This window comes from Streptomyces cirratus (genome assembly GCF_014650775.1).
GTDB lineage: Bacteria > Actinomycetota > Actinomycetes > Streptomycetales > Streptomycetaceae > Streptomyces > Streptomyces cirratus.
This window is the reverse complement of record NZ_BMVP01000018.1, coordinates 1-25,404: the sequence shown is the minus strand read 5'-3', so window position 1 is coordinate 25,404 and position 25,404 is coordinate 1. Positions and strand designations below refer to the sequence as shown.

Sequence of the window (25,404 nt, the reverse complement as noted above, 5' to 3'; positions counted from 1 at the left end):
CCGTCCGACTACGGATGCGTCCATGTCGTGTGCAATCGACCAACTACTCGGCGTATTTCAAGTTGGGGAGAATCCATGCGTAGGTCCACAGCGGCATGTACGGTGCTCGCGCTGGGAGCGAGCTTGCTGCTCGGAGGGCTGGCGCCCGGAGCCACTGCTGCGGCCGCTCCCGGTGCGGTCACGGCGCTCCGTGCGCCCACGCCTCCGTCGTCTGTCCCCGATCTCGATGCCCCGGGGCCGGCCAGGACGGTCGAGTTCCCGCCGGACGGGCGGGTCCGCTCCAGTCCGGGGCACGTGCAGATCCAGGCTCCGCAGTACACGCGCATTGTCCGGGTGGACCCCTGGTGCAGCGGCATGAGCTGCCCCGTGTCCATCGCCCCCGACGGCTCGTCCGCCGGCTTCTCGATGCAGAGCAACAACTGGGTGTGGAGCCGGCCCTGGAAGGTCGACGTTGTCGCCGCAGACGACGCGCCCATGGCAGGTGGCCGGTTCACCGGCACTCTCACCTTCGAAGGTGTGGCGGTGGACTGGACCGTCAACATCACTGAGGGCACTCCCGGGGCCTTCGGCGGGTACGTCAGCAGCGTCCCCGGGGGAGGAGGCGCCCGGGTTCGTTTCGTCGACCCCGATCTGAATGCCGCCGCCGCAGGGTTCAGGGACAAGGACATCATCACCTCCGTCGACGGTCAGCCCGTCACGTCGGCGGCATCCCTCAGCGCCGTCCTCGCCGGTAAGCGAGCCGGAATCGCGGTGCCCGTGAGCATCACGCGCAACGGTACCCAGACGACCTTGCAGTACACGGTCGACGAGTGATCGCCACGACGTCCACGCGCGGGCGCGCTTGCCGCCTGCCGCTCCTGCGGCCTTCGGACACGACCGGCAGGGCCTCCGTCCCGGCCGGCCGGCACACGGTGAGGGGATGATCATGAGCAAGGCCAAGACAGCAGCAACGGAGGGTGAAGACCTCGCCCCCGAGATCACCACGGTCGCCGGTACCGGAGATGCCGGGGCCTCAGGAGACGACGGGCCCGCTGTCGCGGCCCGGCTCGACCGTCCCTACGGCCTCGCGATGGACAGCACGGGCACCCTCTACTTCTCCGACTACAACAATCACCGGGTCCGGAGGGTCACCACGGACGGCAGGATCCGCACGGTGGCAGGGACCGGCACCGCCGGGTTCGGGGGCGATCGGGGCCCGGCCCTCTCAGCCCGGCTGGACGGCCCGCGTGAGGTGGCGGTGGACCGTGCCGGGAACCTCTACATCGCCGATTCCGAGAACCACCGGATCCGCAAGGTCACGGCCGACGGACAGATCGGCACAGTCGCCGGCACGGGCACTGCCGGGTTCAGCGGTGACGGCGGCCTCGCCGTTGCCGCCGAGTTGAACTGTCCGTACGGGGTCGCAGTGGACGGCACCGGCAACCTCTACATCACCGATACCGACAACCACCGGGTCAGGCAGGTCACACCGGACGGGCAGATCCGCACAGTCGCCGGGACCGGAACCCCGGGGTTCTCCGGCGACGGGGGGCCTGCCGCCGCCGCTCAGCTGAACAGCCCGTACGGCGTTGCGGTGGACGGCGCCGGCGACCTCTACATCACCGATGCCGAGAACCACCGGGTCCGCAGGGTCACCGGGGACGGCACGATCAGCACGGTCGCGGGCACGGGCACCGACGGCTTCAGCGGTGACGGCGGCCCTGCGGCCTCCGCCCGGCTGGACTTCCCCCTGGGCGTGGTGGCCGACACCACCGGCACCCTCTACGTCTCCGACCACAACAACCACCGGGTCCGCAGGATCGCCGGGGACGGCACGATCAGCACGGTCGCGGGCACGGGCACCGACGGCTTCAGCGGTGACGGCGGCCCCGCCGCCTCCGCCCAGCTGAACTACCCGTTCGGGCTCGCGGTCGACTGCGTTGGCGCCCTCTACATCGCCGACTACGTCAACAACCGCGTCCGGAAGGTCGCGGCGGCCGCCATGGCAGGACTGCCGGAATCAGGCACGGTCGTTTCCTGGGCGAGCGTCCGAAGCAGGCTGCGGATCGGGGTCACGCGCGAGTCGCTCAAGGACGGGGCCAAGATCCAGCAGTCGCTTGCCGCTCCCCGCCAGTCGCAGCGCTGGCGGCTGGTCGTAGCCGGGGCGAGCGACGGCGGCGGCGTGGTGTACACGATGGAGAACGTGCGCAGCGGGAAGGTTTTGGAGGTCGACGAAGCCCGGGGGACGGCCGGGGTGGTCCTCGCGCAGCGCGCCTACGAAGGCGACGAGGCGCACCATCAGCAGTGGCGGTTGATCCCGGTGGGCGGCGTGGCCGACGACCCCCGGGTCTTCGAGATCGCGAACCGGAACAGCGGTCTGCTTCTGAGCGTCGAGACCAACGCGCCAGTGGTGATCACGCAGCGCTGGGCGGATGGCGACCACCGTGGCAGGCAGTGGCAGTTGCTGCCGGTGTGACGCACGAGCAGGGGGGGCAGGAGCGGCCTCGCCGACCCTGCCCTGCCCCTGCCCTTTCAGCCGGGCGCCGGGGGCACGCTCGTCCAGGTCCTGGCGGCGCCTGGTGTCCTCGCGTCCGTCCAGGAGCGGCCGCAGGTGGCGGGACTCGACCTCGCGGGCTCGGGTCGGGCGTGATGCCAGGCGCGGAGGCCATCGTGCCCGTCCTGCGTGGGCTCGACGAAACCCCGCTGCTGTGCGTCGTGGTCGCCCGGGCCACGGGCCGGCCTCGGCGGGCGCGGGGCCCGGTGGGGTTGCTCGGGCAGTGGCCGGCCTGGTCGTGGTGCAGGTGCCCGCGCGCGGCCCACCGCGTCAAGTAGGCCTTCCCGGCGGATCACTATGCCCTGGGCGAAGCAGGGGGCCCAGGCTCGTCGTCCGTGTTTGAGTGATCCGATGAATATCTTGGTGTTGGGCGGGACGGCGTGGGTCGGCCGCGAGGTTTCGCGGCAGGCACTGGACCGTGGGCATCGGGTGACTTGCCTGGCCCGCGGGGAGAGTGGCGCCGTGGCCGAGGGTGCGGTGCTGGTCGCCGCGGACAGGCGTGACCCGTCGGCGTACGAAGGCCTGGAGGGCAGGGACTGGGACGCCGTGGTCGAGGTCTCGTGGCAGCCGGGCTTCGTCCGCGGGGCGCTGGCGGCGCTCGGGGCGAGGGCGGCCCACTGGGCGTACGTGTCTTCGATCAGCGCGTACGCCTCGCACGCGCAGGTGGACGCGAACGAGTCGGCGTCTCTGCTCCCGGCGGCCAAGGGGGACGAGGTCGACCGTGAGGAGTACGGGGAGGCCAAGGTGGCGTGTGAGGAGGCCTCGGCGGCTGCGGTGGGCGATCGGCTCCTCATCGCGAGGGCCGGACTGATCGGCGGCCCCGGTGACCACAGCGGCCGCACCGGCTACTGGGTCGGCCGTGCGGCGCGCGAGCCGCTGGCGCCACTGCTGGTACCCGCATCGTCCGATGTCGCGACGCAGGCAGTGGACGCGCGGGACCTCGCGGCGTGGTTGCTCGACTGTGCGGAGAAGGGGACGACCGGAGTGTACGACGCGGTCGGCCCGATCGTGCCGTTCGGTGAGTGGGTCGCACTGTCCCGGGAGGTCGGCGGGCACACCGGGCCGGTGGTGAAGGCCGGCGCCGACTGGCTGCTCGAGCAGGAGGTGGGGCAGTTCATGGGCCCGGAATCGCTCGCGATGTGGATGGCCGACCCGGACTGGGTCGGCTTCAGCGCCCGCAACGGTTCCTCGGCCGGTGCGGCGGGCCTTCGACACCGGCCCCGGGCGGAGCTGCTGGCGGACACCCTGCGCTGGGAGCGGGAGCAAGGTCTGGACCGGCCTCGCCGGGCCGGTCTCAGCGGCGAGCGCGAGCGGGAACTGCTGGAGGCATGGAGCAGGGCGGTGCGGGAGTAGTCGCGCGCCGACCATGAGGTGGCCGCTGCCACGGCTGAGTGCCGGCTGTATCTGCGGCAACCACGGCGTGTGCTGCCCGAGTAGGCCCGGTACACCCGGAGCGGGGCGGCGGCCTGCTCGGGTCCGAGCGGAGCGTCGGCGGCGACCGGGCGCGCGAGGCCCCCGTCCGCGAAGCGGGTCCTCCTCCTGAAGCAGTCCGAAGGCGGAGCAGGGACGTGTGGACCGGACACGCCCGGTTGGGCCCGGAGGAGAGAGTCAAGCGGCGCGCGGTGGTGGGGCGCGACGCCGACAGCGACGACTTCCGGGCCCGTCACGTGTGCCGCCCCTCCCTGGCGAAGCGCAGCAGGAGCAGGGCGATGTCGTCGGTACGGGCAGTGCCGCCGCGTGCTTGGCCGATGAGGTCGTCCGCCAGCCTGCGCACCGGGTGGCCTTCGTGAGTCGCGGTGATGCGGGCGGCTACGGCCGCGATGCCGTCGTCCAGGTCCTCGCCGGGAACCTCGACCAGCCCGTCGGTGTACAGGGTGAGCAGAGTGCCGGGCTCGAACGGGATCTCGACGGCCGTGTAGGAGGCGTCCGGGTCGATGCCGAGGAGCAGGCCGGGCGGCAGGTTCAGCGTCTTCGCCGGGCCGCCGGCATGGCGCAGCAGCGGGGGCGGATGGCCGGCGGAGGCCAGGCGGACGGTGTGGCCGGCGAGGTCGATGTGGGCGTACACGCAGCTGGTGAACAGCCCCGGTTCGAGGTCGGTCAGGAGCCGGTTGGTGCGGGCGAGGACCTCTTCGGGAGGTGCGCCGGCGCCCGCGTGGACGGCCGTGCGGACCTGGCCCATGAGGGCGGCGGCATTCACGTTGTGGCCCTGGACGTCGCCGATGGCGGCCGCGGCGGTGGTGTCGTCGATCCGGATGAGGTCGTAGAAGTCGCCACCGATGTCGAGCCCGTGCGCCGCCGGCAGGTAGCTGGCGGCCACTTCGAGGTGCGGGACGCGGGGCAGGGCGCGCGGCAGCAGGCCGGTCTGCAGACTGTGGGCCAGCTGGTGGGTGGCGTCGTAGAGGCGGGCGCGGTCGAGGGCCTGTGCGATGAGTCCGGCGAGGGAGGTCAGGACCGCCCGTTCACCGGGGACGAACGTATGGGGACGCGCGTAGGCCAGGATGAGGGTGCCGATGGGCCGGCGGGAGGCGATCAGGGGCAGGAAGGCCCACGCTGCCATGCCATCTCCGATCACGACGGCCGGGAAGGCGGCGGCGAGCTCGTCGGCGTTCGCGAAGAACAGCGGCTTGCCCGTGCGCAGGCCATGGGTGCTGGCTGTGTGGACGCCGAGCGGGATGCCGTCGTAGCGAGCCATGAGCTCGGCTGTGTAACCACGGAAGCCGACGATGCGCAGACGCTGCTCCTCGGCCACCAAAAGGGCCAGGGCCTGGGCGCCGAGCGCGGGGACGAGCAGGTCGGCGGCCTGGTCGACGACGTCGCGGGCGTGGACGGCCTCCGTGAGGGCGGCCGCCAGGTGCATGAGCTGGTAGAGGGCGGTGGCCCGGCTGGGCGAGGGCTCCGCGGGAGTGGCCGTCGGCGCGGCGGGCGGCGGGACGGGCTCGTCGGTGGTGAGCGGGGTGATACGGACGCTGATCCCGGTGTCGTCCGGGTAGAGGTCGAAGCGCAGGTAGTGGCCGATCGGGGGAGCGGCGGTGAAGCTGCGCGGCATTCGGCTGATCGCTGCGGCCCGGTAGTGGTCCTCGATGACGGGGGTGTCCATCCAGGGCAGGGCTTCCCAGGGCAGGGCTCCTCGGAGCCGGGAGACCGGTGCGCCCAGCAGCTCGGCCGCCTCGGCGGTGATGAAAGTGATCGTGCCGTTCAGATCGAGTGCGCAGTTGCCTCCGGGGAGCCGGCGGACGAAGGCCATGGCGGCGGCCGCCTCGGCCGGTCCGGGCGTGGGAGGGGGAAGCGGTTGCAGCATGACCGGCTGCGCCGGGGGAGGGACGGGGTACCCGGCTTCGGCGGCCCGGCGCAGGTGGTTCGCGAGACGGCCGCAGGCCGAGTCCACGGCGACGCGTTCCCGGTCGGTCAGGTAGGGCGCGTGGGAGCCCGGCCACAGGAGTACGAGACCGGCCCCGGTGGGCTCCGCCCCGGACACCGGGTCGGGGACGAGCGGGGCGGCGGCGAGGGCGAAATCGTACGGCAGGACGAGGCCGAGACGCGGGTAGCGCCGGGCCGTCTCCTCCCGGCCGCCCAGCCAGACGAACCGCCCGTCGCGAACCGCGTCGGCCACCGGGATGGAATCGTCCATGGGGACCCGGGACCAGGGCAGCGCGAACTCTCGGGCCAGGCCGAGGGTCATCGCCAGATGCAGGACGCGCCGGGTGGGGTCGGGCAGGTAGAGCATGCCGATGGACGCCCCGGTGGCCGCGCAGACTTCGAGCAGGGCCGCGCCGAGCGCCCGCTGATCGGCCCCCTCGACACCCTCGACACCCTCGGCGGGGCCGGAGGGCTCGGGCGGCTCGGCCCCCTGGTCACGCCCTGGAACGTTTCGCACCTGTCCATGGTCCCCCCACACCCCGCCTGCGCTCCTGCACCGGCCCGCTCCGGCGAGCCCACCCGTTGGCCGAGCACGGGACTGGGGCGCCAGTACGGCGACCGAACAGACGTGAGGCGTCCGTAACGGCGTCCCCCGGCTCCCTGTGCCCCAGCCCCTGACGGAGCTGCCGACCGTACCCGTCGGCTGGCTGACCAGCCCGTCCGGACAGGAGCCGCTGGTTGTCCTGAAGGCCCTGGCCGACCAGCGGCAACATCACCGGCGAACCCGGCCAGGTCGCCGCCGCTGCGCTCCTCGCCGAACGGGTACCCGTCTGCGACGGAGTCCGGTGGCCCGAACGGTGGGAAGTGACTCCGCCAAGCGTCCGACTGGCGGGTCGGCGGGTGGCCCGCGCACAAGTCCAACCTGCGGGAATGGGCCGTCCCGCAGGTTGGACAGCGAGGTGCCCCGGCGGTCGGCCTCATGGTCGGGGGTCTGCGGACCATGGCGCCGGTGAGTCTGCCCGCGTCGGGGTGGGACCAGCGCACCGGCACGCTCGTCGCCCAGCACTGCATGTCCTTGAAGTCGGTGTCGGCGCAGACGTTCCAGGCGATGCCGCCCGTGAAGGGCCGGTCGGTGCCCTCTTGCGCCTGGGCGAATGCCGTGGTGGCGGCGGTGGTCAACAAGGCGGCCGCGGCGGTGGTCTGATACGCGCGCATTCTTGTCATGCCGCTGTTCCGTGTGGGGAGGACGCTCGGTGGTTTGGCGGCCGTTCAGCGCCGGGGCCGGACGTCGTTGAGGGCGGTGCCTGGGATGGCGGGCCGGGACGCGTCGATGGTGGTCCGTGGGCCGGTGCGGCGCGTGAGGAGAAGAGCGAGGAGGGCTGTCGAGGCCGGCACCGCCGCCGAGACGGCCCGCCCGGCCGCCCGCCGGTAACAACGCCCGGAACGCCAGGCCGTAGGCGTTGACCGCCCACGGGGTTCCGGTGTCCGAAAGGCCCACTCCGTTGCGGATCTGAGGGAGCGCCGCGTTGACGATGGAGGTGGCAAGCATGACGGCGAACCGGCTGGCGGCCGGCGCGGCCAGCACGGCGCCACGGCGGAGGGTAGCGGCGCCCCCAGCGCGACCGCTCGGGTCACCGGCGAGCGAGGACTTTCCGACGCCACCCCCACTGCCGGGCCACCGTGTAGCCCACCACCATGGCCGGCAGGACTCCCCGGATCCCGCGGGCCCGGCGCGTGCCCGGCCACGCCGCGCTGGAAGTGGACGCTCAGCAGAGCTGCGACCGCGAGGAGGGGGCGGCGAGCGCGGCGGCCGGAGCCGGCCCTACCTTGGCCTCCTGCTCGTCCGAGTGCGGCCCCCCGCGGCTTCGCGGCCGAGCGCCTCGCGTTCTGCCGCCGGATCCTCGCTGACGGCATCGCCCGGCTCCGGACCCTGGGGTAGGACGCGTGGCTCGTTGACGAACGGCGTTCCTGCTCTGGAGCCGGGTCGTTCCGCCCCCGCACGCCCCGACTCGCGGACGCGCCGTCCTCAGCGGGCTCCGAGCAGGTGCTCGAGGGCCAGTTGGTCCAACTGCTCGAAGGCCATGCCGCGCCCGCCGGCGGCATCGACGTCGAACTCCTCGAAGGCGGAGCGGTCCGCCAGGAGGCCGGCAAGGCCGTCCTCGGCCGTGGGGCGGGCTAGTTCGGGCAGCCGGGAGGCGGCGAGCGCGGCCCGGACCTCCGGGTCGGCGCGGAAGGAACGGGAACGCTCGGCCAGCAGCAGATAGTTGCGCATGCAGGCGGCCGCCGAGGCCCAGACGCCGGCGGAGTCCTCGGTGCGCGGCGGCTTGAAATCGAAGTGCCGCGCGCCGTCGTAGCCGGCCGACTCCAGCAAGTCGACCAGCCAGAACGCCTGCCGCAGGTCTCCCGCGCCGAAGCGCAGGTCCTGGTCGTACTTGATCCCGGACTGGCCGTTGAGGTCGATGTGGAAGAGCTTGCCGTGCCACAGGGTTTGAGCGATGCCGTGCGGGAAGTTCAGTCCTGCCATCTGCTCGTGGCCGACCTCCGGGTTGAGTCCGACCCGCTCGGGCCGCTCGAGCTCGTTGATGAACGCGAGGGCGTGGCCGATGGTGGGCAGCAGGATGTCGCCGCGCGGCTCGTTGGGCTTCGGCTCGATCGCGAAGCGCAGGTCGTAGCCTTGTTGTTCGACGTACTCGCCGAGCAGGTCGAAGGACTCCTTCAACCTGTCGAGAGCCGTGCGCACGTCCTTGGCCGCCCCGGACTCGGAGCCCTCGCGCCCGCCCCAGGCGACGTAGACCGACGCGCCGAGTTCGGCCGCCAAGTCGATGTTGCGGATCGTTTTGCGCAGGGCGTAGCGGCGCACGTCGCGGTCATTGGCGGTGAACGCGCCGTCCTTGAAGACGGGGTGGGTGAAGAGGTTGGTGGTGGCCATCGGCACCTTCAGCCCCGCCGAGTCCAGCGCGGAACGGAAGCGCTTGACCGCCAGCTCGCGCCCGGCTTCGCCCGTACCGAAGGGGATCAGGTCGTCGTCGTGGAAGGTGACGCCGTACGCGCCGAGCTCCGCCAGTCGTCGCACGCTCTCGACCGGGTCGAGGGCGGCCCGGGTGGCGTCGCCGAAGGGGTCCCGCCCCTGCCAGCCGACGGTCCAGAGGCCGAAGGTGAACTTGTGCGCGGGAAGGGGAGCGAGCGGGTCGCTGGTCATGGAGCGGCTCCGGATCATGCCGGGGGGTTTGTAATGGCAAGCAACAAATTAGTATGCCGAGACGCCAGAAGGAACCCCACCGGAGGAAACACATGGCTGCCCAGCGTGTCGTGATCGGGTTCGACAGCTCGACCCAGTCCACCAAGGCCCTCGCCGTCGACATCGACACGGGCGCCGTCGTCGGTCAGGGCCGGGCCGCGCACACCGTCAGCGAGGGTTCCGGCCGAGAGAGCGACCCCGAGCAGTGGTGGCGGGCACTGGGGGAGGCCGGGGCCGGGACCGGCTGGGCGGACCGTGCGGCCGCCGTCTCGATCGCCGGCCAGCAGCACGGACTGGTCACCCTGGACGCGGCGGGAGCGCCGGTACGCCCGGCGCTGCTGTGGAACGACGTCCGAGCCGCTCCGCAGGCTGCCGAGCTGCGGGCCGCGATCGGAGTGGCGGAGATCGCCCGCCGTACCGGGAGCGTGCCGACGGCCGCCTTCACGGCCGCCAAATGGGCCTGGCTGCGGGCCGTCGACCCCGCCGCCGCCGGCCGCGTCGCGGCCGTCCGCCTTCCCCACGACTTCCTGACCGAGCGGCTCAGCGGCGCGGCGGTGACCGACCGCGGGGACGCGTCGGGGACCGGCTGGTGGGGCCCGGACGGATACGACCACGGCGTCCTCTCCCGCATCGGTCTCGACCCGGAACTACTGCCGCAGGTCCTCCCGCCAGGCGCGCAGGCCGGCGTCGTCCGTCCGGGGCTGCCGCTTCGCCAGGGTGCGCCGGTGGCCACGGGGACCGGCGACAACATGGCGGCCGCCCTCGGGCTGGGCCTGCTTCCCGGTCAGCCGGTGCTCAGCCTCGGGACCTCCGGCACCGTCTACGCCGTCGGCCGGACGCGGCCCGCCGACCCGAGCGGTACCGTCGCGGGCTTCGCCGACGCCCTCGGCGGCTGGCTGCCGCTCGCCTGCACGCTCAACTGCACCTTCGCCGTCGACCGCTTCGCCGCTCTCCTCGGACGCGGCCGCGAGGACGTCGAAAGCGGCGGTACGGCCGTGGTCCTGCCCTACCTGGACGGCGAGCGCACGCCGGACCTGCCGGCCGCCTCCGGACTGGTCCACGGGCTGCGCCACGACACCACCCCCGGACAACTGCTCCAGGCCGCCTACGACGGCGCGGTCCAGACCCTGGTCGCCGCTCTGGACGACGTACTGCGCGCGGGAGGCGAGGCCCCCGCGCCTGACGTGCCGCTGTTGCTGATCGGTGGCGGTGCCCGTGGTCAGGCATGGCAACGGACCGTCCTGCGGCTCTCCGGCCGGGCGGTGCAGGTGCCCGCCGCGCGGGAACTGGTAGCCCTCGGGGCCGCCGCCCAGGCCGCCGCGCTGCTCACCGGCGAGCCCGCCGACGCCGTCGCACGTCGCTGGCGGACCGCGGAAGGCCGGCTGCTGGAGCCGGTGACCAGGGACGAGGCCACCCTCGAACGGATTGCGGATACCCTGCGTCGGTCGGGGGCGTTGCAGGGCGCCCCGGCGCAGGACCGGTAGGAGGGGCGGCACGTGGGGGCGGTCGAGAGAGCGAAGTGGCGCCCGGAGGACGGACCCGCCTCGCAGCAGGACATGCGCCGGCGGAACCTCGTGCTGGTCCTCGCCGCAGTCGCCGCACAGGGCCCGCTGTCCCGCGCGGACGTCGCCGGGCGTATCGGCCTGACCAGGCCCGCCGTCTCCTCCTTGGTCGACGAGCTCATCGGCCGCGGTGCGCTGACCGAGGCGGAGACCACGTCCGGCGGGCGGGTCGGGCGCCCCGGACGTGCGCTGGCCGTGAGCCGTCAGGGCCCCGCGGGCCTCGGTCTGGAGATCGGCGTCGCGCATCTCACCGCGTGCGTGGCGGACCTGCGTGGAGAGCCGCGGGTGTGGCGCAGGGTGGAACGGGCCAACGCGGGCCGGTCGCCCGGCCAGGTGCTGGCGGAAGTCTCCGCGCTGGGTGCCGAGGCGGAGGCCGAGGCTGCCGCCCTCGGGCTGCGCGTCGAGGGCCGGGTCCTGGCCGTGCCCGGGGTGGTGGCGAACGCACCGCGCGGGCTGGTGGAGCGCGCGCCCAACCTCGGCTGGCACGCCGTCCGCCTCGCCGACCACTGGCCCGACCCTGACACCGTGCCCGAGCCGGAGAACGAGGCCAACCTCGGGGCGCTCGCCGAATACTGGAACGCGGAGCAGCCCGTGGAGACGTTCGTGCACGTCTCCGCCGAGGCCGGAATCGGTGCCGCTCTGGTCATCGACGGACAACTCTTCCGGGGCGCCCGCGGCTTCGCCGGTGAACTGGGGCACATCCCCGTGCAACCGGAGGGTGCCCCCTGCGCCTGCGGCGCACGCGGTTGCCTTGAGCAGTACGCGGGCGAGGCGGCCGTGCTGCGCGAGGCCGGTCTCGCGCAGCCCCTCTCCGGGCCCGCCGACGACCCGGTCGCCCTGCTGGCCGAGCGGGCGGGCGCCGGGCACGCGCCGACCCTGCGTGCCCTGGACCGCGCAGGACACGCCCTGGGCCTCGCCCTCGCGTCCGCAGTGGAACTCATCGACCCGGACGGCCTGGTCCTGGGTGGTGCCTACGCCGAGCTCGCCGAATGGCTACTGCCGTCGGTACGCGCCGAACTGGCCGTACGGGTCACCGTGCGGCCCTGGGCCGCCGAGGCGCTGCGTTCGTCGGCTTTGGGGCGGCGCGGACCGGTCCTGGGCGCGGCGCAGATGACGGTCCGCCGGATCATGGCGGACCCCACCCGGCTGCCCGCAGGGTGAACCGGAGCCGGTCCGGCGCCTCGTACACCTCGGCTTCCGCGACCAGGCCGGCACAGGCGTCGTGGATGCGGTCCGCCGCCGACTTCGAGACGCCGAACAGCGGGGCAAGCTGTCGCATCGTCAGGTCCGTCCTGCGTTACGTGGCGACGAGCACCGAGCGGTCGAGCGGTCCGCCGACGGATGGCTCCCCGGCCCCGTTGCACCCACCGCACGTGGTCGACAACAAGCGCTTCGGCCGCGGCGACCAGGTCTTCCGCCTCCACCCTCTGCCGGACCTGCCACCGGCTCCTGAGGCCGGCCGGCAGCCACCCGACCTGGTTCCGGTTACCGGGATGCGAGGTCGTCCGGCAGGCCGGCCGACGAACTGCCGGGAATCCGGACCGTCGTGGGCGAACGGCGTCGAGCACCGTGTCGGTCTTGCTTAGCATGTACGCGACGCGCGAGACGTGCGTCCCACGCGGAACCCGGCAGCACCAGCGCTCGGTTCCCCGGCTCCGGATCTTCTGCCGAAGGAAACACGCATGCACCGCCGATCTGAGGCCCTGTACGGGGTCTTGGCCACTGTCCTCGCAGTATCGCTCACGGCCTGCGGAGAGGACGGCGGTGGCGCGAAGTCCGGTCCTTCCGAGGAGCGCCTGACGGACGGCCGGGCCACTCGGCAGACCCCGTCGGCGAGCCCGTCCGCGACTCCGTCCGCGAAGCCGACGTGGGGCCCCGCATTGGCGTTGGGACAGCCGGCTCCGAACCTGTACGAGCCGGAGATGACCATGGGCGGAAAGTTCGAGGTAACCGCCACGAAGATCGTCAAGGGCACCCCCGCGCAGGCGAAGTCGCTGCACTGGGACAAGCGCATGGCGGGCGAACCGGCCGGCAGCACCCCGTACTTCGTGTACTTCACGTACACGCTCAAGGATGGCAAGCCGCACGCCGCCAACGTCGATCTCGGAGCCTACGCCGCGGCCCTGGACATGAACGGTGTCAAGGTCGCGGAGCGGCCGACCGTCCACACCGGATATGTCGACGGCGGGTGCCCCGTCCCACCGATCTACCTGCGTTGGGACATGGGCGAGAGCCGCACCCTCTGCACGGTCTTTGCCGGCGATGCGTCGAACCCGCCCGCCCGGCTCGCCTGGGGCACCGACGAGGACTACATGAAGGGCGCCTCCTGGGAGTGGACCGCCAAGTGACCGCCGCGTGAATAGGCGTCTCCGGTGCGGCGGCCCGCGCCCGCCACATACTCCGCCAACGAGACGAACGGCCGTCGCCTCAATGAGAGTTCACTTTCAACCGCATCCTCGTCGGCGATGTGTTCTACGTGGAGATCACTGCCGCTGTGTCCTTCATGGCCCTGGTGACCGCGGTGGACGCTCTCGGCCGGGGTCCGGCTTCACGTCGTGATCCTGCTCATCGCGGGCGTACGTCAAGGTGGTCACCTACGGGCGGCCGAACCGGGCGTCCTCCGCGACCACGCCCCGGACATCATCAATGTCAGTCCGCGACCACAACGGTGAAACTCCGGGAACCGTCCGCTTCGTACCGGAGCGAGTCAAGGTCGCCGCCGACGTGTTCGAGCAGGCACTGGGCCATGCCGGTGCTGACGCGCCACGGTTCCTGCGTCTTGCCGGCCGGCGGCGCGGGGGGCGCTGTGGGGTCGTAGCGGGGGAGGGCCACTTCCTCGTTGACCCTGGAGGAGAAGGCCGCCGCCTTCGCGGCCACGACCACGCGCACACGCTTCGGAACGCCCCAGCCCGACGGCTCGCGGATCAGGGTGAGCCGGACGTGTCCGAGCCCGTCGTCCATGCCCCACGGGAGCGTCCACTCCAGTGTTCCGTCTATCGCGTCCGGGACGATGTTGCGTGCGCGCTGTTCCTCGATCAGCGGAGGAAAGATTGCGAGCAGGGCCTTCAGGCGAATGAGTACGTAGTTGGTCCAGACGTCGAGTGTCATCGGTCCCCCTTCGAAGGTGCCGCCATCGAAGCCGATCTCTGCCCCGAGAGGAATAGTCCGCCTGGGTGGCCCTCCACGGCCGAGCGGCCGTGTGCGAATGCGAGGAACCGGCCGGTCGGCGGGCCGGCGGTGTGGGTGGTCGTTCCTCGGCCGGCCGAGCGGCAGGAGCAGCCCCGGCGCCGGGAGGCCGCGGCTTGGCCGTGTCCCGGGTGCCGGCGCACCGTCTACCCGCCCGGCGACGATTGGAGCACGGCAGCCGCTCCGGGCGGGCTGTGTGGCATCTGCCAATCCCCGCGCCGACCAGGCTGCCCGCCAGGCCCGCGAGCCGCGGGGGAACAGGCGGCCTTGGAGTGCGAGCGCCGGGCAAACGGCTGGCTCGGCTTCCTGCCGCGCAACCGTTGATCTCCAAGCGGCCACCCCCTCGACGGCCGATGATCCGCACGTGCCTCCCCCTGACCTCCAGCGGCTGGCCGGTCGACGAGGCGTGCCCACCGAGCTGCCCGCGGCAGTGTCGGCGGTGACTGTGTCGGTCAGCCGAGCACGCCCAGGGCGGTGTCGGGACCGCAGTAAGGGCAGAGTTCCAAGCCGTCGGCGTTGATGCTGTGGACTTGGTCGCGGCCGATGGGCTTGCCCTTGCCCATTTGACACGCGCCGACGTGGGCGCGAAGCGCTTGTGGGCCGCCGGGGGTCCGGATGGCTTCGCCTTTCCGGAGGCGGAGGCGGCGGCGGAATGCGGCTCTGCTCCTGGGCCAGGGCCGTCTCCAGAGCGGCGATGGTGCGCGCGACCTGGTGCTGCCGCTGCCCGCCGCGAGCGGTGGTGTGGTGTCGGGTGTCAGGACCAGCCACGTGTGCGTGGGCCGTCTGGTAAGGCAAGGGCCACCCGGCCGACTGGGCCGACGCCATCCAGGCGGCGCGCTCGCTGGCCGTCGAGGACCGTGCCGAGCTGGTCGTGCGCCAGGGCCAGTACGGCCCCTGGCACCCGGGCCGCTGCGCCGGGCTGCTCGTCACCCCGGACGGGGTGGAGACGGTCATCGGCCACGCCGGAGAACTGCACCCGCGCGTCGTCAAGGCGATGGGCCTGCCGGCCCGCACCAGCGCGATGGAGCTCGACCTGGACCGCCTGTCGGCGGCCGGCGGCGAGGCCCTCCAGGCGCCCCGGATCTCCTCCTCCCGGTGGCGACCCAGGACGTGGCGCTGATCGTCGAGCGTCGGTTCCGGCCGCCGCGGTCGAGGCCGCGCCGCGCAAGGGCGCGGGCGAACTGCTGGAGTCGCTGCGGCTGTTCGACGTCTTCGAGGGCGTGCAAGTGGGAGAGGGAAAGACCCTGGCCTACGCGCTGCGCTTCCGGGCGGTGGACCGCACGCTGACGGCGGAGGAGTCCACGGCCGCGCGCGACGCGGTGGTCCCCCTCGCCGGTGAGCGGACGGGCGCGGTGCTGCGCGGAGCGTAGCCCCGGTCATGAGCGGAGGAGGTGCACCCCGTTTCCGGGGTGCACCCCCTCCGGCGTGTTCTGCTGCCGGGCCTCAGCCGCCCGGCTGGAGCACCCCGTTGACGGTGAGCCGGTAAGGCGCGGGGGCGAGGACCGTCTCGGTGGGCTCGTAGTGGTCGACGATGGCGAAGACCGTCTCGGCCCTGGTCCCCAGCAGTCGCCTCAGCTGGTCCGGGCCCAGTGCAGCGTGACGGTCGCCGTCGAGCGGCACCTCGGCCGTCCAGACCTGCTTGTGGTCCGCGGTGAAGGCGGCGAGCCGCAGGCTGATCCCCGGAATCTTCTTGATCTGGTAGGCGCTGACGGTCTGCCAGCCGGTCAGGGTCGAGCCGTCGGAGACGAGCGTGGCGCCGGCCTTGACGTTGTCGATCCACAGGCCCGGGAAGGTCAGGGAGCTGTCGGTCAGATAGCGGAAGGCCACCAGCACCGTCCGGCCCGCGAGGTCCGAGAGGTCGATCGTCTGATGCGTCCAGCCGCCGGAGTCGCCGTTGAACCCGGGTACCTGCGAGGAGATGTTGCCGACCGCGTTCGGGAGCGCGGTGACCATCCCCGCGCTCTGGCGGGAGGTGAAGGTGGCGCCCCCGTCGGTGGACACCTGGACGACGGCGAGGTCGTACCCGGGCTCGATGTCCCAGCGGGCGTCGAAGGACAGCGTCGGGTCGGCAGGGTCGACCGTGACGGACCGGACGATGCTGCGGTCGAAGCTGACGTCTGCGCCCAGCGGGCCCGAGGAGAGGGCGGGGTCGCCGGGACCGTGGCCGTCCGGATCGACGCTCCACTCGACCGGCCGCGTCGGGTAGACCGCCGGCGAGTCGAACCGCACGGAGCGCAGGTCACGTGCCTTGAGGTAGGCGTCGGCGCCGTCCCGCAGGCGGACGAAGTCGGCGCCGTTGGAGGGGGCGCCCGGACGGGCGTAGGCGAAGGGAGTGTCGAGGTTGACCGTCGAGTGCAGTGCCTTCGCCCGGAAGCGGGCGGGGTCCTCGGGGCTGGTGAACTTGGCGCCGTCGTCCAGGAGGCCGTCGAGAGCCGCCGTCGCGGACCAGTCCTTCAGGATCTCGAAGGCCGATTCCTTGGCATGGTGGCGCGCCAGGGTTTTCGAGAGCCGGTCGAAGCCGGAGCCGCCGCCCGCGAACAGCAGGTCTTTCACGAAGCCGTGTCCGTAACGCTCGTCGAGCGTGTGGATCATGGTCTCGGCGCCGCCGTAGTCGCAGAGGACGCTCTGGCCGGGATCGGGCCACACGGTCAGGGAGTTCTCGGGGCCTCCGTTCCGGTCGCCGTACGGGTCCGTGTAGCCGGGCGGCATCGCGGCGTCCTGGCGGCCTTGGAAGCAGGCGATCTTCAGGTTCTTCAGGGCGTCCTGGGTACGGTCGTCGTAGCCGACCAGCCACCTGGCCCATTCGGCCGTGCCCTCGGTGATCCAGGCAGGGGCGGTGACGTCCGCGGCCCTGCTGTGCCAGAGCACGTGGTTGTACTCGTGGGCCAGGAGGCCCTCGATGTAGTTCGGCATCGGGAAGCCCTCCCAGACGCGGCACAGGTCCGGTCCGAGAGACTTCGGCTTCGGACCGACCATGGTCTTCCACCCGGCTGCCTGGACGATGAGGAAGTTGCGGTCGACCGCGTCGATGGTGTCCCCGAGGAACTGCCCGCCGCTGGGGATGTTGTCGACGAGTGCGACGACCCGGTCGCCCTTGCCCCGCCAGGCATCCGCCGGAATGCTCGGGTCCAGCAGTTCCGGCTTGGCCTTGCTCCCGTCGCGCGGAGTCGCGAAGCCGAACACCCGGCCCTCGCGCGAGCGGATGACGCGCTCGAACTGCTCGGCGATGTAGCGCAGCTGCTGGTCGGGGACGACGAGGTCGTCGGCGTTCGAGCTGCTGCAGTCGCTGGTGTCGACCCGCATGTCACCGGTCCGCACCCAGAGCTCGATGTGCGGAGCGACCTCGCGCAGCTCGAACTCCTGCAATACGACCTGGAAGTCCCAGTCGATGGTCGGCCAGGTGCGGCGCGTGCCGATGGGCAGGCCGGCGCCGCTGTCGCCGCCCCAGTGGCCGGTGCGCGCCTGCTCATGGAGGTGCGGGGATTTGCGCCAGTGCCGTTCCGGGTGGTGGGACGGCCCGTCGGCCCGCTGGTGCGTACGTTTCGGCAGGGGGTCGTCGGTGGCCGGATGCCCGTGGGCGGGCGATACGCCCAGGGACAACACGAAGGCGGCCAGGAGTGTCGTCAACCACGCGACGCGTCGACACATTCCGGCCGGGGCAGGCTGGCGCATCGGATCTTCTTCCGGAGCGGGGGATGATGCGCCAACGTAGCGAAGCCGCGGCGCCGATCGTCCGACGCTGCGCGAGGCGCGCCCTGCACGGAACCCCAATGGCCTCGGGAGTGGCGGCGCGGACGTCCGTGCGGCCGGGGCGCGCGCACCGGGCCCGGCGGGTGGGCCGGGCATGCGTTCGGTCCGGCTCGGCCGGCCCCGGCGACCAACCAGGCCCCGGCGGATCCGAAGCGCGCCGCCCGCCTGCCGTGGAGTGTCGGGCAGACAACAGACGGGCTAAAAGCCCCATGTGCGAAGTCCGGGGCTGGATCCACGCCTCCCAAGCCACGGTCGAAGCCTCAGGCACCGGTTTCGAGGGTGCGCTTGAGGGTGTCGAGCTCGAAGCTGATCACGAATTCGGCGCCTGTACCGTTGGCGACGACGCGGGCGGGGACCTGCCAGGACGCCTGATCCTCGACGTAGTCGTGGTCGTGGTCGTGGTCGTGGTCGTGGTCGAGGATGCCGAGTTCGGCGTTGCCGCGGATGCGGAGCCTGGCGGGGCCGTGCGGGGTGGTCATCAGCCACCAGTCGGGGTCATCGGTGGGCTCGTGGGCTGTGGGTGGGCTTCGCCCAGCAGGCGGCGTATCCACTCCTCCAGCTGGTGCCGCTGCGCCGGGTCGAGGCTGGCGAAAAAGTGGGCGTCGTTGCGGTCCGCGATCTCGGCCGGCCACGGAGCCAGGTCGCGGCCGGTGTGAGCGCCAAGCTCGTATCCAGCGGTGCTGATTCCACGTAACCAATAGGTAGTCGTGCGGCAGACACCGCCACGGGAGCCATGTCCAGTTCACGTAGAGGACCGCGTCCAGCAGGCTCCGCAGGTCGTGTCGGGTGGCCGGCCGATGTCCAGGCCGCGACCGCCACGCGGTCAGGACCGATTCGACAAGCTCCCACCTGGCATCGGACAGATCGCTCGGGTATCGGCGGCGTTCAGGCATGATGCCGGACTACCCAGCCGGCCCGGGCGTGCGGACCGGCGCCTGCAGCGCACGGCGCGAAACCCGGCGCCTTGGGGCAAAACAGGAGCGGGCAGGCCAAGACGGCCGCCTTGCGGCCACTTCCGCATCATGAACGACACGACACCAGCCCCATGAGCCCCGAACAACCACAAGACCATACCCACGCAAAAGCTCACATAAATCCACTAAACGCCCTCTTGGGTGTAGGTGTGTTTGGCGCATTCATACGGGATAGTCATGAAGTGCCCCCACTGCCATCAGAGCCACCAGACGAGAACCCAAGCGGCGGGCAAGAAGAGTCCGCTCGGGACCGGAGTCATGACCGCGATGCTGAAGCAGGCACCCGCAGCCGTGTGACTCGATGGATGTCTGGGGCGTATCGCTGGCAGACACTTTTGGCCGCGCTGATCGCTGCTGCCGCCGCCATCGTCGCGGCAGTCCTCTCCGGCCAGAGCGACGGAGGCGGCCGACCCAATCGGTCAGAACAGGTGCTTCTGGTACCGCCGAACCCGACTCAAGCGACCGTGGTAGGCATCACCTCGATCTCAGCACCGCGGCCTGATCCCGCCTCCCCTGGCAGCGGTCTTCTCATCTCGGTCAAGGGGAATGTGGTCAATCTGGCGCAGGACCATACTGTCGTCGTTGTCGCGACTAAACGGACGTCTACCTCAGGCCGATACGCTTTCGCCTACGCGGATGTGGACAGACAGACGGGGACCTGGGAAGCCGATCTCTTCCTGCCGAAATCCGAACGCTTCATCCCCTCTTTGTCCGCGGGCACCATGGAACGGGAGAAGCCCCTGGCTTCAAGGACCGACTGCCTTCCCGGTCTTTGCCCGAGCGAGGTACACCGAGGGCCTACCGCAAGGATTGAGAACGATGGTCCTGGTGCGAAAGGCTTCGAGAATGAGACACAGCCCCGCGCTGTCCCCACTCCCCAGCAGTCGACGACGTCCCCGTAACGGCGGTCGATCGCCAAGGCTCGCCATCCATACGCGGGAAGGCGATCTCGGCGGAAAGGTCATCGGTGGCCGTCCTCCCACGGCCTGACCCAGCCAGTGACCAGAGCGGCGGCGACACCTCACCGATCGCACGGGACGCGGCACCCCGGCACGTGCCCTGGGTGGCGCCGAGGGCTCGCGCCGTCGCGACCTCCAGGTGCCGTCGGCGTGGCGCAGGGCGTTGTTGACGAGGTCGCAGTCGACCAGCCAGGACCGCGCTTTCGGCAGCCGCCTCCGCCGGCGGGGGTAAAAGCGGTGTACGCGTTCACCACCGGCCTCGTCGCCGACGCTCTCGCCGCCCGGAGCGGCCCGGGGCCGGGCCAACGGCACGCGTCCCCACGCCCGGGCCGACACGCCGACATAGGCCCCCTGCCGCGCCCGGACATACGGCCGGTAGCCCGCCCATGGCCATGCCCCCTTACGGGTGGATCGGCTTCCGGTCACACGTCCAGGGCCCGGGGGGCTCGTTGTCTGCCCCGGATTCCTCAGCGGTCTGGCGAGGGCACAACTCGTCGGTTGTCTCCGCGGCAGGCCCCTCGGCTGGTCCGGATCCAGGGTCGTGAGCTGCGGCGACCAGATCAATTGAGACGCCGGACTGCTGAGAGTCTCAAGCGATCTGGTCCCGGAAGCCTGGACGTCGGGTGTTGTCTCAGTTGATCTGGTCCGTCCCTGGTCGGCGCCCGACGCGTGCAGGCCCGAGGGCAGGGTGCTTGCGGATCCGCGGCTGCGATTTTCGCAGGAGGCAGCGATGTCAGGCTTGGCAGGCAGAGGCTGTGAGCCGGTCGGCGAGCGCGATGACAAGGTCTCGGAGTTCGTTCGGTCGCTCGATGACGAACGGCCGGTCGAGCGAGGCGAGTACGGGAGGCAACCAGTCGAGCCGCTCTGCTCTCAATTCGACGTGGAGCCAACGCTCGGCGTGCGGATCTGTGTCTTCCGCCGGGGCGGCCTCCGTCACGCTCGCGACGCTGGCGGGAAGTCGGGCGCGGATCTGTTCGACCGTCCCGTGGATCCGCAGCGTCACTTCATGTCGGTAGGCGGCCTGGGCGAGCCCTGACAGGACGCGGTCTGCCGGATCGAGTCCGGCGGGTGGCTCGAATGAGCCTGGCAGGGTCCTCGCGTCCGCGATGCGATCGAGCCGGAAAGTCCGGTCCTGGCCGACCTCGGGATCGGTGCCCGTGACGTACCACCGGCCCTCATGGGTGACGATCCCGTACGGGTGCAGCGTGCGTTCGCTGCGTCGGCCGTCTTGGGCGGTGTACCTGATCGAGATCGGGCGGCGATGCCGTACCGCATCGGAGATGGCGAGCAGGACCCCCGTATCCGGGGCGGCGAACTCGCCGGGTGCAGCCGTGAAGGCGAGGGATTCCATCACGGTGTCGAGCCGACGGGCGAGACGCTCGGGCAGTGCCCGGCGGATCTTGGCCGCTGCCGTCTCGCCCGCGGTTTCAGTCGCCGTCAGCAACCCCGTCCTGCGGCCGGCGACGAGTCCGAGCAGCACGGCGAGCGCCTCGTCGTCATTGAGCATGAGCGGAGGCAAGCGGTACCCGGGGGCGAGCCGGTATCCGCCATAGCGGCCACGGACCGCCTCGACGGGGATGTCGAGGTCGACCAGGTGGTCCACGTACCGCCGCACGGTGCGCCCGTCGACGCCGAGCCGGTCGGCGAGTTCCGCCACCGTTCTGATGCCGCCCGACTGCAGGAGTTCCAGGAGAGTGAGCACGCGACTGGTAGGTCGAGCCATGTCCACAAGCCTAGCCTTGATACTGGACCGATTCTGTCCACTATTTGTTCTAGCGTCCGAGGTGCAACAGCTTCACCCAGCTGAGGAGAGCACCATGGACTTCATTTCGATCCGGATCATCACAGGGGACATCACGCGCCTCGTGGACTTCTACGAGCGAGCCACCGGAGTGCGGGCGGACTGGTCCACCGAGGACTTCGCCGAACTCCGGACGCCCAGCGCAACGCTCGCGATCGGCAGCACCCGCACCGTGGCACTGTTCGCGCCCGGCTGCGCCCGTCCGGCCGACAACAGCACCGTGATCATCGAATTCCTCGTCTCCGACGTGGACGGGGTATACCGGAACCTGGTCGACTTCGTCGCTGACTTCGTGACTGAACCCACCACGATGCCCTGGGGCAACCGGTCGCTCCTGCTCCGTGACCCCGACGGCAACCTCGTCAACTTCTTCACCCCTGTCACACCGCTGGCCATCGAGAAGTTCGCCCGCTGACGACAACGCGGCCGCCTGGGCGGAGCCAGTCTCGGCGCGGCACGCTCCGTACGACGGACCCGATCACCTGAGACGCCGAGCGAATCGGACCAGATCACGTGAGACTGGGTCCAGATCGGGTGAGACGGGACACACGTGCTCACACTCTGGTGGCACGGGACACGTGCTGTCCCAGGACAGCGAATCCGGACGAAAACAGCTGACGAGATCCTCGACAACGTCACTGCCTTCTGCCACCGAATCTCTGACTCAGGTCACTGGCCCGAATGCGGCGTCCTCGCCGAATGCCAGGCATGCGCGTGTCGGTGTCGGCCGTTGGCCGGCGCGGCCGGAAGGCGGCCGCCGGAACGGCCGTGTCTTGTAGCTCGCTCGGAAAGCTGCGGCTGCGGAAGCGGGCGTTCCTTGGCAGTGGGCGGCACTCGGCGCCGTCGTGGCCCTGGTCCTCGGCATCACGGTGCTCGTCAAGCGCCGTCGACGTCGACCCTTCCGGACTCGTCGCCGCGGTTGGACGGATGCGGTGGTCAGAGGGGCAGAGGGGGGCAGGTCATTGACCTGCGCTGGCCTGTATGGATGACGACGTGTCCCGTCGGCTCAGCACGGGGCCGGGGAGGCGCGTGGGATCGCGCTGTCGGTGGCCACTGCGAGGGTGACGGGCATGACGATCAAGGAAGTGACGCGTCACGCAGTCGCAGAACAGCGGATCGAGCAAGCCCTGACGGGCATGCAGGGCCGAGCATCCGGCCGGTGACACACGATGCGGTACGGCGGCGTGCCGCTGCGCCGAGGACTCACTCGCAGAGGGCGTCGGTGTCCGAGTCGGCCGACCTCGCGGAGACGGACGCGTTGTGCGGCTACCTGAGCGTCATCCAGGGCCCTATGGCGAACGCCCCGGCCCGGTGCCGCTGGCCAAGCCGGACACCACAGAGCGGGCGCGTACTGCCGAGCAACTCGACAGAGCGGAGACGCTGACGTCGGACCAGCGGCTGTTGCGCGTCCTTCTCGACGACGACCAGACCGAGTTCGAGCGAGCCCTTCGGGAACGACTCGTGGCGCACCGCGAGAGCGTCGGCCCCGACCCGGCTGCCCGGGGCCTGCTGCCGCTGGGAGTCGTCACCCTGGCGGCCCTCGCCTGCCTCGCGCACGGGCTGGCAGCTGGGCACCCGATCCGGCTATCTGCCAGCAGCGCTGCTGAGCGCCCCGCAACAGCAGTAAACGGCCGGCGGGCCCGCACCGACCCCCTGCCCAGGTAGCCCCGGCCTCGAAGGTCTCGCGGCGTATCCAGGGTGCAGGCTCATGCACACATAGGCGGCGCCTTCACTGCGACACGTCACCGACTGCCCCGTGGGCGCAGACAGCCTCACCGAGAGGTCGCGGCAACACCCGCCTACAAGTGCGCGAGCATCACCAAGACCATTGACGACGCCGGATACAGCGGCCCCTGGGCGGACAACTGGGACGTCACGGTGAGAACGTGCGCGGCGCGGTCCGGGGCACGCTCTACACCTGTGCCGAGGTGCGACGGGAGGGCCCGATTACCTACCCGGCGATGACCGAGCGGGATTTCTCGGTCGAGTCTCGGTGCGAGGACAGCACGTCGAGCAGCAAGCGCAGCGGAAGCTACCGCACCCCGACGATCAGCCACCGGGCCGGCCCCCGAGCCCTGGGGGACTCGGTGCTGTTCCCGGACTGGCACGGCGGCGGACACGGCTTGGCGACGCCTCGGCCTGTGGCGGCCCGCTCCCATCTGCTGCGCTTTCTCAGGCGGCGCCTGTCCCGTCGTTGATCTGGAAGGTGACTACGTCGACCTCGTCGGTTCCCACCAGATCCGGGTAGTGGGCCTTGAGGCTTTCCCGGAGTTCGGTTGCGGTCGTCAGCCCCTCGGCTTGGGCGTCCTGGTTGGTGAGGTCGCCGACCAGGCAGTGCCTGATGTCCGTCACGTCTGCCGGCACGACGACTTCGGGGTCGCTCTCGAACACCAGCCGTGCCGGCCCGAGCTGGGCCGGGTCCCGGAAGCGGATGGTCTTGGTCTTGGCGCCGGAGCGGACGGCTTCGAGATAGCGGGGGTTGAACCGGATGACCGGGGGGCCGGCCGTCTCGGGGTCTTGGTAGAGCGATGGGTCGAGACCGGTCATGCCTTCCGGGGTCCATCGCTGAGTCAGCGGCAGCAGGTCGGCGGCGAGAACGGATCTGGGCCCCGCGGGCGTGGGCACGATGACGCGCATGGTGGGGTAGTAGTCCACGAAGACCTGCCGGTCACGCCCGCACGGGCCGACGACCCCCCGCCCGTGGTTTCCGACGGCAACGATGCAGCGCATCTGACGGGCGCCCTGGGCTCGTGCGGCTCCCAAAGCCACGAGTTCGGCGCAGGGGCCGCCGGTGAAGTGGTAGAGGTTCACGCCGGCGAACATCCGGTAGTCGGCGGCCATGACCGCGGCACCCATGGTGTGGATCCCGTCTTCGTCGGGCCCGGCGTCGGTGTGCGCGTCTATGGTGCGGCGTGCCAGCTCCACGAGCTCACGCTCGTCATCGTCGAGAGCTCGTGCAGATGACGGTACGTACACGGTTTCAGCCTTCTCATCAGTCAGCAGTCGCCGAAGAGCATTCCACGTCACGCAGGTGGGCTCCACCGGATTTCGGCTGCCTTGACCGGGCCCCTGTGATGGTCCCGTGGGCTGAGCTGGAGCGCCGTGGCTGAGGCTGATCGTGGTCACGGACGACGATCGCCGGCCGCGACTCTGCCGCGGCTGTGGTGGCCCATTGAATGCCGACGGTGAAGGCGGCGGCGGTGTTCTGGGCGCGCAGCAGCGCGGGATGTGAGGTTCAGCAGCCACAGACCTTGATCCGGCGGCCCGGCCGGTGGGCGGCTGTGCTCGGGTCCGTCGGGCCGGTTCTGGGCATCGAAGGTGTCCGCCCGGGCCAGGTAGCGCGCTCAGTCACACCGACCAGACAGCGTTCCGCCGTCCGGCGCCCTGGCCATCGTGTCCGAGTTAGGCCCTGGCGATGGTGTGACGTCCGTCGGGGGAGCCGATGTCGGCGCAGCCTGCCGGGGGTTCCGATGCGGAGAAGCTGAGACCGTCCGAGAGGGAATCGGCGCGACACGACCAGCTGTCGTTCACTACTGTCACATGCGGAAGGAAGTGGACATGGCACTCGTCAAAAGGGGATCGCGGCTCATCACCGTGGACGGCACCACCTACCGGTGGCGGCTCCGCGGACGGCCGACCTACGACCAGGGCCTGGTCCATTCACCCCTTACCTACGCCGCCGAACACGCCGAGACACCGGGCACCATACTGGTGATCAAGACCAACCAGCCGCACCCGAGTAACTGGTTGGGAACACAAGGCAGCCCAGTCCTGCCCGCCCAGGTCGCTGACGGCATCCGCACCGCTCTCGCCGCCGGCTGGACGCCCGAGAACCCGGGCTCACCGTTCTACCTCGACCGGTCAGCAGGCTTCGTCTCGTCCCACTGACCCAGTCGCACTCAATGACTCACCGCCCCGGCCATCGGTGAGTCCCTCTGCTTTCCGCTCCCCGCATTCCCTAGTTGGTTCACTCCGCGAACCGACTAAAGGCTGTCCCGTAAGGGCTCGTGTCCTGGGAAGATGTCCCTGATGGTGAGCATGGAG

18 protein-coding genes and 2 pseudogenes are annotated in these 25,404 nt (G+C 71.2%); 11 read left to right on the top strand and 9 right to left on the bottom strand.

The genetic code is table 11. The features are described 5' to 3' along the window. Nucleotides 1-354: 354 nt before the first annotated feature. The 3 genes from IE207_RS29020 (at nucleotide 355) to IE207_RS29010 (ending at nucleotide 3,886) form a co-directional block, all read left to right on the top strand. Complete coding sequence (locus tag IE207_RS29020) at nucleotides 355-813, top strand: PDZ domain-containing protein (protein WP_190187289.1); 459 nt, start codon at nucleotides 355-357, stop codon at nucleotides 811-813. Nucleotides 814-925: 112 nt separating this feature from the next. Continuing rightward, nucleotides 926-2,455, top strand: coding sequence for an NHL domain-containing protein (locus IE207_RS29015; RefSeq protein WP_190187288.1), 1,530 nt, complete (start codon nucleotides 926-928; stop codon nucleotides 2,453-2,455). 429 nt (nucleotides 2,456-2,884) lie between these two features. Continuing rightward, the gene (locus tag IE207_RS29010) at nucleotides 2,885-3,886 is read left to right on the top strand and encodes an NAD-dependent epimerase/dehydratase family protein (RefSeq protein ID WP_190187287.1); all 1,002 of its coding nucleotides are present in this window, start codon (nucleotides 2,885-2,887) and stop codon (nucleotides 3,884-3,886) included. Between the two features lie 310 nt (nucleotides 3,887-4,196). On the opposite strand, the gene IE207_RS29005 is transcribed toward IE207_RS29010, so the two are convergent. Beyond that, the gene (locus IE207_RS29005; protein WP_308433678.1) at nucleotides 4,197-6,407 is read right to left on the bottom strand and encodes a PP2C family protein-serine/threonine phosphatase; all 2,211 of its coding nucleotides are present in this window, start codon (nucleotides 6,405-6,407) and stop codon (nucleotides 4,197-4,199) included. A 492-nt stretch (nucleotides 6,408-6,899) separates the two neighbouring features. Here IE207_RS29005 and IE207_RS29000 point away from each other — a divergent pair, with 492 nt between their 5' ends. Continuing rightward, the gene (locus IE207_RS29000; RefSeq protein ID WP_190187286.1) at nucleotides 6,900-7,094 is read left to right on the top strand and encodes a type III secretion system chaperone family protein; all 195 of its coding nucleotides are present in this window, start codon (nucleotides 6,900-6,902) and stop codon (nucleotides 7,092-7,094) included. Nucleotides 7,095-7,916: 822 nt separating this feature from the next. Here IE207_RS29000 and xylA read toward each other — a convergent pair. Further along, complete coding sequence (gene xylA / locus IE207_RS28995) at nucleotides 7,917-9,089, bottom strand: xylose isomerase (protein ID WP_190187285.1); 1,173 nt, start codon at nucleotides 9,087-9,089, stop codon at nucleotides 7,917-7,919. Nucleotides 9,090-9,181: 92 nt separating this feature from the next. Here xylA and xylB point away from each other — a divergent pair, with 92 nt between their 5' ends. Continuing rightward, nucleotides 9,182-10,612 carry a xylulokinase gene (gene xylB / locus IE207_RS28990; RefSeq protein WP_190187284.1) on the top strand — a complete coding sequence of 477 codons (1,431 nt, stop codon included), beginning with the start codon at nucleotides 9,182-9,184 and terminating at the stop codon, nucleotides 10,610-10,612. 72 nt (nucleotides 10,613-10,684) lie between these two features. Next, nucleotides 10,685-11,851, top strand: coding sequence for an ROK family protein (locus IE207_RS28985; RefSeq protein WP_190187339.1), 1,167 nt, complete (start codon nucleotides 10,685-10,687; stop codon nucleotides 11,849-11,851). A 37-nt stretch (nucleotides 11,852-11,888) separates the two neighbouring features. On the opposite strand, the pseudogene IE207_RS28980 reads toward IE207_RS28985, so the two are convergent. Beyond that, nucleotides 11,889-11,984 (bottom strand): annotated as a pseudogene (locus IE207_RS28980) (IS5/IS1182 family transposase); the annotation flags it as partial. 388 nt (nucleotides 11,985-12,372) lie between these two features. Here IE207_RS28980 and IE207_RS28975 point away from each other — a divergent pair. Continuing rightward, a complete protein-coding gene (locus IE207_RS28975; protein WP_190187283.1) occupies nucleotides 12,373-13,038 on the top strand; it encodes a hypothetical protein in 666 nt (221 codons plus the stop codon). Nucleotides 13,039-13,339: 301 nt separating this feature from the next. Here IE207_RS28975 and IE207_RS28970 read toward each other — a convergent pair whose 3' ends face one another. Together IE207_RS28970 and IE207_RS34220 are read right to left on the bottom strand one after the other, a co-directional pair. Beyond that, on the bottom strand, nucleotides 13,340-13,798 hold the full coding sequence (locus tag IE207_RS28970) for a hypothetical protein (RefSeq protein WP_190187282.1): 459 nt from the start codon (nucleotides 13,796-13,798) through the stop codon (nucleotides 13,340-13,342). A gap of 530 nt (nucleotides 13,799-14,328) precedes the next feature. Continuing rightward, on the bottom strand, nucleotides 14,329-14,493 hold the full coding sequence (locus IE207_RS34220) for a DUF6233 domain-containing protein (protein WP_373304789.1): 165 nt from the start codon (nucleotides 14,491-14,493) through the stop codon (nucleotides 14,329-14,331). 173 nt (nucleotides 14,494-14,666) lie between these two features. On the opposite strand from IE207_RS34220, the pseudogene IE207_RS28965 reads away from it, so the two are divergent. Next, nucleotides 14,667-15,246: pseudogene (locus tag IE207_RS28965) on the top strand (phenylalanine--tRNA ligase subunit beta-related protein); the annotation flags it as partial. A gap of 73 nt (nucleotides 15,247-15,319) precedes the next feature. Here the strand turns inward: IE207_RS28965 and IE207_RS28960 are convergent. The 3 genes from IE207_RS28960 to IE207_RS28945 form a co-directional block, all read right to left on the bottom strand. Further along, nucleotides 15,320-17,503 (bottom strand): choice-of-anchor J domain-containing protein, encoded by a 2,184-nt coding sequence (locus IE207_RS28960; RefSeq protein ID WP_190187281.1) that lies wholly within the window; start codon nucleotides 17,501-17,503, stop codon nucleotides 15,320-15,322. Between the two features lie 383 nt (nucleotides 17,504-17,886). Then, nucleotides 17,887-18,519: a transposase gene (locus IE207_RS33855; RefSeq protein ID WP_268250210.1), complete on the bottom strand. Its 633-nt coding sequence runs from the start codon at nucleotides 18,517-18,519 to the stop codon at nucleotides 17,887-17,889. Between the two features lie 1,773 nt (nucleotides 18,520-20,292). Beyond that, nucleotides 20,293-21,282, bottom strand: coding sequence for a helix-turn-helix transcriptional regulator (locus IE207_RS28945; protein WP_190187280.1), 990 nt, complete (start codon nucleotides 21,280-21,282; stop codon nucleotides 20,293-20,295). A 94-nt stretch (nucleotides 21,283-21,376) separates the two neighbouring features. On the opposite strand from IE207_RS28945, the gene IE207_RS28940 reads away from it, so the two are divergent. Then, nucleotides 21,377-21,775, top strand: a complete 399-nt coding sequence (locus IE207_RS28940; protein ID WP_190187279.1) for a VOC family protein — start codon at nucleotides 21,377-21,379, stop codon at nucleotides 21,773-21,775. 845 nt (nucleotides 21,776-22,620) lie between these two features. After that, on the top strand, nucleotides 22,621-23,025 hold the full coding sequence (locus tag IE207_RS33495) for an Imm49 family immunity protein (RefSeq protein ID WP_308433677.1): 405 nt from the start codon (nucleotides 22,621-22,623) through the stop codon (nucleotides 23,023-23,025). Between the two features lie 507 nt (nucleotides 23,026-23,532). Here the strand turns inward: IE207_RS33495 and IE207_RS34215 are convergent. Further along, the gene (locus IE207_RS34215) at nucleotides 23,533-24,285 is read right to left on the bottom strand and encodes an ASCH domain-containing protein (RefSeq protein ID WP_373304785.1); all 753 of its coding nucleotides are present in this window, start codon (nucleotides 24,283-24,285) and stop codon (nucleotides 23,533-23,535) included. 633 nt (nucleotides 24,286-24,918) lie between these two features. Here IE207_RS34215 and IE207_RS28925 point away from each other — a divergent pair. After that, nucleotides 24,919-25,248, top strand: coding sequence for a hypothetical protein (locus IE207_RS28925; protein WP_190187278.1), 330 nt, complete (start codon nucleotides 24,919-24,921; stop codon nucleotides 25,246-25,248). Nucleotides 25,249-25,404 lie beyond the last annotated feature (156 nt).

Excerpts from the sequence above, each read along its gene's own strand:
- IE207_RS29015 (WP_190187288.1), top strand. The coding sequence starts at position 926 with ATGAGCAAGGCCAAGACAGCAGCAACGGAGGGTGAAGACCTCGCCCCC.
- IE207_RS28945 (WP_190187280.1), bottom strand. The coding sequence starts at position 21,282 with ATGGCTCGACCTACCAGTCGCGTGCTCACTCTCCTGGAACTCCTGCAG.
- IE207_RS28970 (WP_190187282.1), bottom strand. The coding sequence starts at position 13,798 with ATGACACTCGACGTCTGGACCAACTACGTACTCATTCGCCTGAAGGCC.
- xylA (WP_190187285.1), bottom strand. The coding sequence starts at position 9,089 with ATGACCAGCGACCCGCTCGCTCCCCTTCCCGCGCACAAGTTCACCTTC.
- IE207_RS28975 (WP_190187283.1), top strand. The coding sequence starts at position 12,373 with ATGCACCGCCGATCTGAGGCCCTGTACGGGGTCTTGGCCACTGTCCTC.
- IE207_RS28985 (WP_190187339.1), top strand. The coding sequence starts at position 10,685 with ATGCGCCGGCGGAACCTCGTGCTGGTCCTCGCCGCAGTCGCCGCACAG.
- IE207_RS28925 (WP_190187278.1), top strand. The coding sequence starts at position 24,919 with ATGGCACTCGTCAAAAGGGGATCGCGGCTCATCACCGTGGACGGCACC.
- IE207_RS29010 (WP_190187287.1), top strand. The coding sequence starts at position 2,885 with ATGAATATCTTGGTGTTGGGCGGGACGGCGTGGGTCGGCCGCGAGGTT.
- IE207_RS33855 (WP_268250210.1), bottom strand. The coding sequence starts at position 18,519 with ATGCCTGAACGCCGCCGATACCCGAGCGATCTGTCCGATGCCAGGTGG.
- IE207_RS28940 (WP_190187279.1), top strand. The coding sequence starts at position 21,377 with ATGGACTTCATTTCGATCCGGATCATCACAGGGGACATCACGCGCCTC.
- IE207_RS29020 (WP_190187289.1), top strand. The coding sequence starts at position 355 with ATGAGCTGCCCCGTGTCCATCGCCCCCGACGGCTCGTCCGCCGGCTTC.
- xylB (WP_190187284.1), top strand. The coding sequence starts at position 9,182 with ATGGCTGCCCAGCGTGTCGTGATCGGGTTCGACAGCTCGACCCAGTCC.